We start from the raw sequence: 9,596 nt of genomic DNA on the forward strand, positions 1-9,596 counted from the left end.
GCGCGGTGCGGCCGGCGAAGGCCCGGCCGGCGTCGGTCCTGCCGACCCGCAGCATCCTCACCGCGGCGAGTGCCGCGACGGCGGCGAACGCAGCGGTCAGCAGCGATTGCGGCAGACGGGACGCTGCGGCACCGGCCGCGGCGGCCGGCAGGAGTCCGGCCGCGGCGAACAGGGCGCCCGCCTTCCAGCGGACGTTGTTCGTACGGGCGTGGGCGTACAGGGCCGTGAGCGAGGTGGCGGTGACGATGATCAGGCTGGCGGTGGTGGCGGCGGCCGGGGTGAAGCCGAGCAGGTAGATCAGTGCGGGCACCGCCAGGACGCTGCCGCCCCCGCCGAGTGCGCCGAGCGCGAGTCCGACCATCGCCCCGGCGACCAGGGCCAGGAGCAGCGCGCTCACCGTATGACACCCCCGATACCGCCCCCGACGGTGACCGGCAGACCCTCACGGGCCCAGGCAGCCATGCCGCCGGTGACGTCGGTGGACTCGATGCCGCGTCCGGCCAGCAGCTTTGCGGCCTGCCGGGAACGGTTCCCGGAGCGGCAGATCGTGACCACCGGCTTACCCTGCGCGGCTGCCGGGAGCGATGCCCCGGCCACGAGGCGGGAAAGCGGCAGGTGTACCGCGTCGGGAGCGTGTCCGGCCTTCCACTCCGGTGTTTCGCGGACGTCCAGCAGCACGGCCTTGCCGTCGCTGGTCAGCTGCCGGGCCTGCTGGGGGCTGAGGCGGTCGGCGCCGCGGCGGAAAAACGGGAACATCATGGATCACTCCGTGCAGGGTGTGCGGGGTGGGCGTGTCAGTCGGTGCTGTCAGGGCGAAGGGTCAGTCCCGCCTCGGTGGCGGCGTCGAAGTCGTCGTCGACGGCGACCACGTCACGGCTTGCGGCATCCAGCAGGGACGCCGCGATCGCCGCGCGCATCCCGCCGGCGCAGTGCACCCATACCGTCCCGTCCGGCACCTCGCCCATCCGGCGGCGCAGCTCGTGGATCGGAATGTGGACCGAGCCGTCGATGAAGCCGCCCGCGCGCTCGGAATCCCGCCGTACGTCCAGCACCACCACCTGCTCCCCGCGCTCGCGCACCCGGGCGAGGTCGGCGAAGCGGGCGCGGGGGAAGGAGGCGAGCCGCTCGCCGGTACGGATCCAGCCAGCCGGGTCACCTGTGGCGGCGGCCGCTGGGCGGTCGATGCCGACCCGGGTCAGTTCCCGCTGCGCGTCGGCGACCTGTTCGGGCGTCTCGGCCAGCAGGGTGACCGGCTTGCCCCACGGGATCAGCCAGGCCAGATAGGTGGCGAGCTTGCCCTCGCCCTCGAAGTTGAACGAGCCGGCCACGTGCCCCTCGGCGAAGGCAATGCGGCTGCGCAGGTCCACCACCCACTCACCAGCGGCCAGCCGGGAGGCAATCTCCTCGCCGTTCGCACGCTTGGGCGGGGTGAGGTCGACCGGCGCGGGACCGGCGGCGTTGGCCGGGCCCATGTGCGCATAGTAGGCGGGTACGTCGTCCAGCCCGGCGAGCATCTCGGCGACGAAAGTGTCCACGTCCTTGGTCAGCGCGTCGTTGGTCTTGCGCTCCTGGCCGATCGTGGACGAGTCCCCGTCGGCCTGCGAGGAGGAGCAGAAGCTGCCGAACCCGTGGGTGGGCAGTACCGGGACCTCGTCGTCCAGCTCGTCGGCCAGGCGGTGTGCGGAGGCGTGCTGGGCGCGGGCCAGCTGCTCGGTCAGCCTCGGTTCGACCAGGTCCGGACGGCCCACGGTGCCGATCAACAGCGACCCGCCGGTGAACGCCGCCACACCGTGCCCGTCCTCGGTCAGGACGTAGGAGGTGTGGTGCGGGGTGTGTCCGGGAGTGGCGAGCGCCCGCAGCGAGAGACCCCCGTCCAGCGTCACCGTGTCGCCGTCGGCCACGGGGGTGCGTGCGAACGATACGTGCGCCCCGGCCGGCACCAGGTAGTCCGCACCGGTCACGCGGGCGAGCTCCAGGCCGCCGCTGACGTAGTCGTTGTGCACGTGGGTCTCGGCGACGAAGGCGATGCGCACTCCGCGCCGGGCCGCTGCGGCAATGACCTGCTCGATGTCGCGGGGCGGATCGATGGCCACCGCAGCCCTGGGCCCGCCGGCCAGGTAACTGCGGTTGCCCAGGCCCTCGAACTCCAGGGTGTCGACGAAGAACACGACTGCAACTCCTCTCGAACGCTGTACCCCGGGGGGTATCTGACACTCACCCTAACAGGAATACCCCTGGGGGTATTTCCCGGCCGGAAAGCGCCCTGCTCCGGACATCGTCTCTCCAGGCCCCCAGAGGTGCAGTCCCCGCCGCCTCGGGTACCCGGTGGGGTATGCGGAACGGTCGTTCCGCACCCTCCGGGACCGTCAGCTCCGCCGACGTGGAATACCTGGAGACCGTGCAGGACCGGACCCGGCCGACATCTCCGGCGGCGCCCCGCGCCGGTTGGATGTCGCCGAGGGCAGGCGTGAGCAGGTGACGCCGCCCGCGGCTCCTTAGACAGCGGGATCGACGTGGTGTGGCCGGATGGCCAGAGGTCGTGCCGACCACCCGTCGATCGAGCGGAGTGTCGATCGAGGCGGGGTTCCGCCGAGGGACTTCCGACTCGGGTCACCAGCGATTACGCGTCGCGAAACCTGCGCAGTCGGGGACCGCGTACGGCGGGCAGCCCGACCAGGGTGTCCGCGAAGGCGCGGCGGTGGGGCATCAGCGGGGGTCCGGGGTGCTGCGGCAGAGGGTAGTCGTCGCGCAGGACGCCCTCCGGGAGCACCCCGGTCGCGGGCAGCGGCGAGGTCTCGCCCGGGTGGGCAAGGTACGCCCAGACCCCGCTGTCCAGCGGCACCACGGCGCCCTCGTCGCCGGGCGGACGCCAGGGGTCGCCCGTGAGGGGGTGGCGTGGGACGAGGAGGACGTCGGGACGGGGCCGGGGCATGCGGATCCCCGGGCCGGCCAGCTCGACGGACCGGACCCCGGGCCCGTTGGGGAGGCACCGACCGACGGCGTGGCCGAGCAACTCGGTGACAGGGCCGGCGGGGAGGGTCACCGGGCGGTCCTCGGTGGCCGCCACGAGGTGAGCCAGCGCGACCCCGATCGCCGCCTCCCAGCGGCGGCTCCACGACCCGTCGGGTTCGACGGGCGGGACGCGGTGCTCGGCGCGCTCCAGGTCGTCCCAATCGGGACGCGGACCGGCCGGGAGCCCCGAGGGACGGCGTACAACCGCGTCGGGTTCCAGCCACACCGCCTGCCACAGTCCGCAGTCGTCCATGCGCGTCGCCACGGCCCGCCCGCACCTCTCGCACGCCAGGTTGGGGCCGGCCCGGCCGTCCACACCCTGGCAGTAGCCCTCGCATTTCTCGGGGATCAGGACCATGGACCGGGAGTCGCCGGGGGCGATGGCGACCCTGTTCCGCGCGCCGAAGGAGACGGAGTACACCCGGGCGTACACGCCCTGCCGGGCAGCCGCATCCTCTCCGACCTCCTCCCACAGCCGCCAGGGGGCGCCGGTGGGCCGTGGGTCGACGGCGTACGTGGCGGGCTCCATCAGCGGAGGATGGAGTTCCTCCCACCCCCCGTGGTGGGTGTGGACAGGGAGTGCGACCCGGGACACCGGTGCCGTCAGCTCGGTGCCGCACCCGGCACACGCGAACACGTCCAAACAAGCTCCCCCTCAACCCGGTTCCCCGCCGGATTGTGCCTCGCCCTCAGCGGAGGATTCCACCGGATTCCGGAACGACTTCAGGGACCCGAGTCGAAAGCCACCCGGTAGCCCCACCCCGATCGATCGATAGGGAGCGTCCGTTTGCCGCCGAGTACGGGACGAGTCGGCTCGGGGAACACCGAAGGGCGGGGCGCTCGTCGCACCCCGCCCCGCTCTTGGTGACCGAGGGCCGGCGGCCGTCCCCCGGGCGGAGTGGGAGGGCCTGAGCCCACAGAGCCGGCTACCCCGGCGTTCCGCGGGTGAACGTGAAGGTCAGACTCGACGAGCCCGCGAGTTCTCCGCCGGAGCCCAGCAGGGAGATCTGGCCCTTGGCGCTGACCTCGGCGCTGATGGTGACCTCGTTGAGCTGGAAGTCCCCGCAGTTGGCGGGCAGGGCCGCGATGACCGATCGCATGGAGTCGAGGAAGCCGCTGACACGCTCCTGGAATACCTCGACGGGCACCTCGGCCCGGCCGAGCCGCCATTCCTGGGAGCGCCGGAACAGGGAGCGGTCGTCGCCGTCCTCCAGGCCGAGGACCCTGATCACCTCGGTTTCGTCGGGCTTCGGCTCGTCAGCGCGCGGGGATCCGGTTCGCTGGGACGTGGGCATGGGCAACCTCCGTTGGTCAGGTGCGGACATGGAGTTGGGGATCCGCGTAGGCCGCGTACGCGATGCCGAGCGGGTTCCCGTAGGTGTGCAGCAGGCTGTTGCGGGCTTCGAACACCGATCGGCCGAGCGGGAGGCGACGGAGCAGGAAGCGCTCGTACAGTGCTTCGGAGAATGCCGCCGCCACCTCGTCGGGCACCTCGATCTCGCTGCCGATGAAGCCCCGGTTCCCGTTCGTCAGGAAGAGGTGGGGGAAGGAGAGGGAGCTGGTCGCGTGCATGCGCGCCGATCCGCAGGCGTTCATGACCACGAGCGGCATCTCGTGGCTGCCCTGGCCGGGCCGGGACTTCAGCGCGACCAGGTCCTCTGCGATGGTGCCGAGTTTTACCCGGAGGTCCTGGCCGCCGCCGTGCAGCTCGATCTCGTTGTCGAGGGGGCTGTCCAGCGTCGCGTAGCAGTGGCAGGCGAAGTGCTGGACCTGGTCGGGCACGGCGCGGAGCTCGCCGGAGAGCGAGCGCCGGGGGTCGAAGATCTGCTCCGCCAGGCTGGCCGCACCGGTGTCGCCGCCGGGGTAGGGGCCGTCGACCTCGACCCGGTCCGCCGCCGAGGAGGTCAGCCAGTCCAGTTCGCGCCGGGCCCCGGTGAGCTGCTCGTGCTGGAGGAAGCGAAGGGGCAGCCGCCCGCCCGGCGTCGGCCGCAGGGACAGTCCCGTGGGGACCGGGGCGGGCAGCATCGTCCGCTTGACCACGCAGGAGAAACCGACCAGGTTGCGGCATTCGGCGACGAGCTCCGCGCGGTCGGCCGGCACGGTGGGCCACATCCGGTGGAGGGGGAGCAGTTCGAGGGGGAGGAAACAGTCGCGGTCGCCGACGCACTCCACGAGAGGCGGCGGCAGGGCGGGGTTGCGGCCGGCGGGCAGCGCGCTGTTCCAGAAGGTCTGGAGTCCCTGGATGACTCCGGCCTCGAGGCCGAAGAGGAGGAAGACGAGCCCCCGGCCGATGCGGTGCAGTACGTCGAAGACCTCGGGGACGTCTTCGTCGTCCACGGTCAGGCCCGGCAGCACGTCCTTGAGCGCCAGCAGGCCGGCATCGAGGCGGCGGCGGGCCACGTCCATGACACCCGGCTGGGGCAGGGTCACCCGCAGTGACGGCGTGCCGTTGCGGGCGTGGAACGCGACGTGGGTGGTCTGCGCGGTGCGGCGCACGCGGACGGTGACGTCGGCCGGCTGGCTTCCCGTCATCCTGAGACCTGCCTGGGGGAGCCCCCGGCCGTCTCTTCGGGCGGTTCGCCGGGAACCTCTCCGGAGGGTTCTCCGGCGAGGGCGGCGGAACTTTCCGCGGTGTCGGAGGACCGGACCGCGATGGAGACGGCGATCACCTGGACGAGCCGACCGGACTGGTAGAGCTGGAACCACACCTCGTGCAGCCCTTCCTCCTCCGGTAGCGGAAAGCGGAAGACCGTCTGCGCCTCCCGCTCGGTCCGCAGGGTCCGCCGATGGGGGCTGGGGGTGAGCGTAGGGCTGTCCACCAGGGCTTCGAAGTCGGCAGCGGGCGTGTCCCGGCCGCCCTCGATGTGCACGGGCTCCAGGGCGAAGAACTGTCGTTCGGGTGAGGTCTGCTGGGTGGATCCGGCGTCCCGCCCGCGGGGGTCGCGCACCACGAACAGGACGAAGCCGAGGCGTTGCCCCGGGGACGCCACGACGGTCGTGCCGTGCGCGGCCCCGCCGGTCGCACCCGTCGCGCTGGTGCCTTGCGTCACGTCCGCGGCGAGTTCCTGGCCGGCGTCGAGCTGGAGGGCGAAGTAACCGGTGAAGTTCGCGAGCGGCGGCCCGGTGACGGCCTCCTCGATGCCCTGCCGCAGCGCCCGCTGGAGTTCACGGGCCGAGCTCTCGTGCAGGTCGGCCACCGTCCGTTCGAGATGTCGGCCCACCGATACCGAGGTGTGCCGGGCGACTTCCTCAGCGAGCCTCGCCAGGTCCTTCTTGCCGAGCTGCCCTGACGTGAACCGCTGGGCCAGGGCCTCGTGCTCGTCGCGCAGAGCGGCGCGGACGTCGCGGAGTACCCGCTCGGACACCTCCGACACCAGGACCTCCCGGCTTCCGCCCGACACCTCGACGGCCGTGGCGGTGTGCGGAGGCTGTGGCCCAGGGGTGTCGGCCCGTGCGGCGCCGGTCCATGCGAGCGGCCGGTCGTAGTCCCCCTGCCCCTGCAGTACGTTGCCGAGTCCGAGAAACTCGGCGTGGCTTTCCGGCAGGGGCAACCGCAGGGCCTCGGCCAGGTCGAAGCGGTACACCTCGACGGCGCTCACACGGTGCTCGTACGCCTCCACGACCCGCCGTCGCGCCAGCGCGAGCGCGGCCAGGGCGATCAGGAGCGGGCCGATGACGAGGACGGCCAGGGAGCCGCCGTCCGGCCGGGACCGGGCGACGACCCCCGCCGCGAACGCCCAGCCCAGCGCGGTGCAGATGGCGCTGGCGGCGGTGACCCGCAGCAACGCGACGTCCCGGCCACGGCGGCGGGCCTCGCGCCGCACCCCGGGCGGGGCAACGAGCTCGATCCTCGGCCACACCAGGTCGACCGCCAGGCCCGTGGCCAAGGCCGAGTCGATGACGGCGTCGTCGCAAGCGGCCGGGCAGAGCGGACGCGCCAGCGGGCCGGGGGGCCACGGCGGGGTGCGGTCACGGCGGAACGCCGTCCTGAGCTCGACCTGGACGTGTCGCGAGTGTGCCTGTCGGTCCTGGACGGCTTCCCAGTCCAACCGCGCCCGGTCCCGTTCCAGAGAGTCCAGTTCCCGCTGGTACATGGCCCGTTCGCTCAGTGACCGTGCGTGCCGCTTCTGCTCCAGCAGGGCATGCTCGCGCTCCCGCAGCTCCTGCTCGTGCGCCGTCCGCCTCCGCCAGTTCAGCTCGTGGTGCGGGAACTCCCGCTCCCGTACGTGCGAAGCGGCCTTCTGTCCGATCCCCGGTGTGCACCCAGGGCGCAGCCACCCGAGAAGCAGCGCTTGGAGCGCCATCAGCACCGCTGCGGCGACCACCAGTTCAGCCACCCCGACCAATAGCCCGGCCGGTTCGCTACCCGGCCGGTACTTCGTGCCGTCGAGCGCCACCCAGCCCAGCGAGCCCAGCGGTACGGCGAGGCCCGCTGCGCGCGCCCAGAGCGGCACCACGGCTCCCGGCGGAGGTCCGGAAGGCTCGGTGACCTCCCTGTGCCGCCACGCAGTTCTTCGCCGGAGTGACGGGACGGACCAGTCGTTCAGGACCCACAAGACGCCGAGCGTCCCGCCCAGCCCGAGCCCGCCGACGAGCCGGGCGGCGGGGACGTGGCTCTCGCCGACGAGGGTGGCGACCACCAGCAGCAGTGTCGCCGTGAAGACCAGCGCCAGTAGCCAGCCGGGACGGCCGGACAGCGTGTCCGCGGCTCTCAACCGCGAGGTGACCACGATCAGGGCGGCGGCGGGTACGGACAGCAGCCAGGTCCGCTGCGCGCCGTCACCCGCCATCAGGTGGAGGGCAAGCCAGCCGAGGGACGCGGCGGACAGGACGACACCGGCGACGACCACGACCCTCTCGTGGTCCTCCATCTCGTTGTGCCGGATGACCAGCCCCGTCAAAGGTACGAGGAGCAGCACCGCGAGCCCGCCGACGAGCCACGCCGGGCCCGTCCGCCCGTCGCGGGCGAATGTGAAGGCGAGCCAGATGAGGCCGGCATCCGACAGCGTCGCCAGGGTCCCCACAAGCAGGCTCGTGGGGAGTGCCGAGGCGGCTGACTCGCCGAACACCCGCCGGAGCCTCCACACCCCGTAACCCAGGACGGTGACGCCCAGGGCGGCGGCTGACAGGGTGAAGGCGAGACGGTAGGGGCCACCACCGTCCCGCATGCTCGGAAGGAAGGAAGCGGCGGTACTGCCCACCGCGATGAGGAAGGCCGTGAGCGCAATAGTGTCGTGTGGCCGTCTCGGATCCGAGGCCATCCCATCCCCCATCCCCGTCAGGTGCCGCCCGGCCGACCCTTCTCCCGCGGCCGTACGTGTCAACCGTGTGGACAGTATGGGGTGTTGACAGCTGTTTGGCAGGAAGATCGAGGGACATCCACCCGCAGTGCGCTACTCGTGCCGGTCTTCCCGAGCCGGCGGTTGAGCCTCCGCCTTTCTGTGCACGACAAGGCCCGCTCGGGTGCAGGAGACCGAGGCGGAACGGCGGCCGATTGGGTCCTCCGGTTCCTCGGACCGGGCCTCGGCCGTCTCCTTCGCCTCGTGCAGGTCGGCCTTGAAGGTTTGATGCGCCAAGCGGTCCTGGCTGCGCTTGAGCGCGTCGAGCAGGCGGCCGTGGTCCTCACCCCTGGGGAGGCCCAGCACGGCAACGGCAGATCGGTACCGCCGCCGCCCCCGAGCGTGCGACGGCGCCGACGGTGCATCCCGCTTCCCAGCCCGCCAAAGCCGCATCCGGGGGCACCCCTTGAGTACCCCCTCGGGAGGCACCGGGAAGCACAGGGAGGTACAGGGAGGTCCCGGAAGGCACCGGCACTATCCGGTCAGCCTGGATGGACGTTCGATGAACCGCGCTCAGCCGACAGCAGGTCAACGCCCCACGTACGGCTGTCCCACCGGGTGTCATCGTCCGTTTGCTCGTGATCGCGAAGGGCAGGCACCCGGTCCGAGCTGCCTGAACGACCATTCGGTCGCCGACAATCGAACGAGATGTCTGTAAATCTACGTTCGATGTGCATGCGTCCTTCGCACCCGACAGACTCGGCGGTGTCAAGTCGATATATCGCAGGCAACCGCTGTTCTTTCCCTTTGAATTGAAAGAGAGTTCCGTCGTGCGTCACCGCATCGCTGCTGTCTCCGCTGCCGCCCTCCTGGCCATGGTCGGCACCACCGCCGTCGCCGAGGCACGGCCCGCCAGCCTGTACGCCCCCTCCGCCGTGGTCCTGGCCGTCGCCCAGGGCGAGGACGGGGACACCGTCGTCCGGGCGTCGGCCCTCAGCTGCGCGCCGACCGCCCAGGGAACGCACCCCGACCCGAGGGCCGCCTGTGCGGCCCTCGCCGCCACCGCCGGCACCCTCGACGCGCTCCTGGCCGCCCCGGACTCGAACCGCGCCTGCCCGATGCACTACGCCCCCGTCACCGTCACCGCAGACGGCGTCTGGCAGGGCAGCCGCATCTCCTGGAAGCACACCTTCTCCAATGCGTGCGCCATGTCCGCGGCCTTCAACGGAAACGCCGTCTTCGCGTTCTGACCGCTCCGCCGGGGTCGTCCGCCCCGCGCGTCCGCCCCCGCCCCTTTCCGGGCGC

8 protein-coding genes are annotated in these 9,596 nt (G+C 72.1%); 1 reads left to right on the forward strand and 7 read right to left on the reverse strand.

Annotation, left to right across the window (positions count from 1 at the left end):
- From ACFCZ1_RS38050 to ACFCZ1_RS38080, 7 genes are all read right to left on the reverse strand, one after another.
- Positions 1 to 397, reverse strand: a 397-nt coding sequence (locus ACFCZ1_RS38050) for a TSUP family transporter (RefSeq protein WP_376682856.1), incomplete at its 3' end; no start/stop codon positions are given.
- Entirely contained in the window at positions 394 to 756 is a 363-nt protein-coding gene (locus ACFCZ1_RS38055; protein WP_376682862.1) for a rhodanese-like domain-containing protein, read from the reverse strand. The genes ACFCZ1_RS38055 and ACFCZ1_RS38050, both read right to left, overlap by 4 nt.
- 38 nt (positions 757 to 794) lie before the next feature.
- Positions 795 to 2,168 (reverse strand): rhodanese-like domain-containing protein, encoded by a 1,374-nt coding sequence (locus ACFCZ1_RS38060; RefSeq protein WP_376682857.1) that lies wholly within the window; start codon positions 2,166 to 2,168, stop codon positions 795 to 797.
- 452 nt (positions 2,169 to 2,620) lie between these two features.
- Positions 2,621 to 3,541 (reverse strand): hypothetical protein, encoded by a 921-nt coding sequence (locus ACFCZ1_RS38065; RefSeq protein ID WP_376682858.1) that lies wholly within the window; start codon positions 3,539 to 3,541, stop codon positions 2,621 to 2,623.
- A 397-nt stretch (positions 3,542 to 3,938) separates the two neighbouring features.
- Positions 3,939 to 4,307 (reverse strand): hypothetical protein, encoded by a 369-nt coding sequence (locus ACFCZ1_RS38070; protein WP_376682859.1) that lies wholly within the window; start codon positions 4,305 to 4,307, stop codon positions 3,939 to 3,941.
- 16 nt (positions 4,308 to 4,323) lie between these two features.
- On the reverse strand, positions 4,324 to 5,544 hold the full coding sequence (locus ACFCZ1_RS38075) for a CHAT domain-containing protein (protein ID WP_376682860.1): 1,221 nt from the start codon (positions 5,542 to 5,544) through the stop codon (positions 4,324 to 4,326).
- Positions 5,541 to 8,180 carry a hypothetical protein gene (locus tag ACFCZ1_RS38080; protein WP_376682861.1) on the reverse strand — a complete coding sequence of 880 codons (2,640 nt, stop codon included), beginning with the start codon at positions 8,178 to 8,180 and terminating at the stop codon, positions 5,541 to 5,543. The genes ACFCZ1_RS38075 and ACFCZ1_RS38080 overlap by 4 nt, the downstream gene beginning before the upstream one ends.
- A 986-nt stretch (positions 8,181 to 9,166) precedes the next feature.
- Between ACFCZ1_RS38080 and ACFCZ1_RS38085 the strand changes: the two genes are divergently transcribed.
- Positions 9,167 to 9,541, forward strand: a complete 375-nt coding sequence (locus ACFCZ1_RS38085) for an SSI family serine proteinase inhibitor (protein WP_376682863.1) — start codon at positions 9,167 to 9,169, stop codon at positions 9,539 to 9,541.
- The last annotated feature ends 55 nt before the right edge of the window (positions 9,542 to 9,596 follow it).

The organism is Streptomyces sp. NPDC056224, assembly GCF_042267665.1.
In the GTDB taxonomy this organism is placed as follows: domain Bacteria; phylum Actinomycetota; class Actinomycetes; order Streptomycetales; family Streptomycetaceae; genus Streptomyces.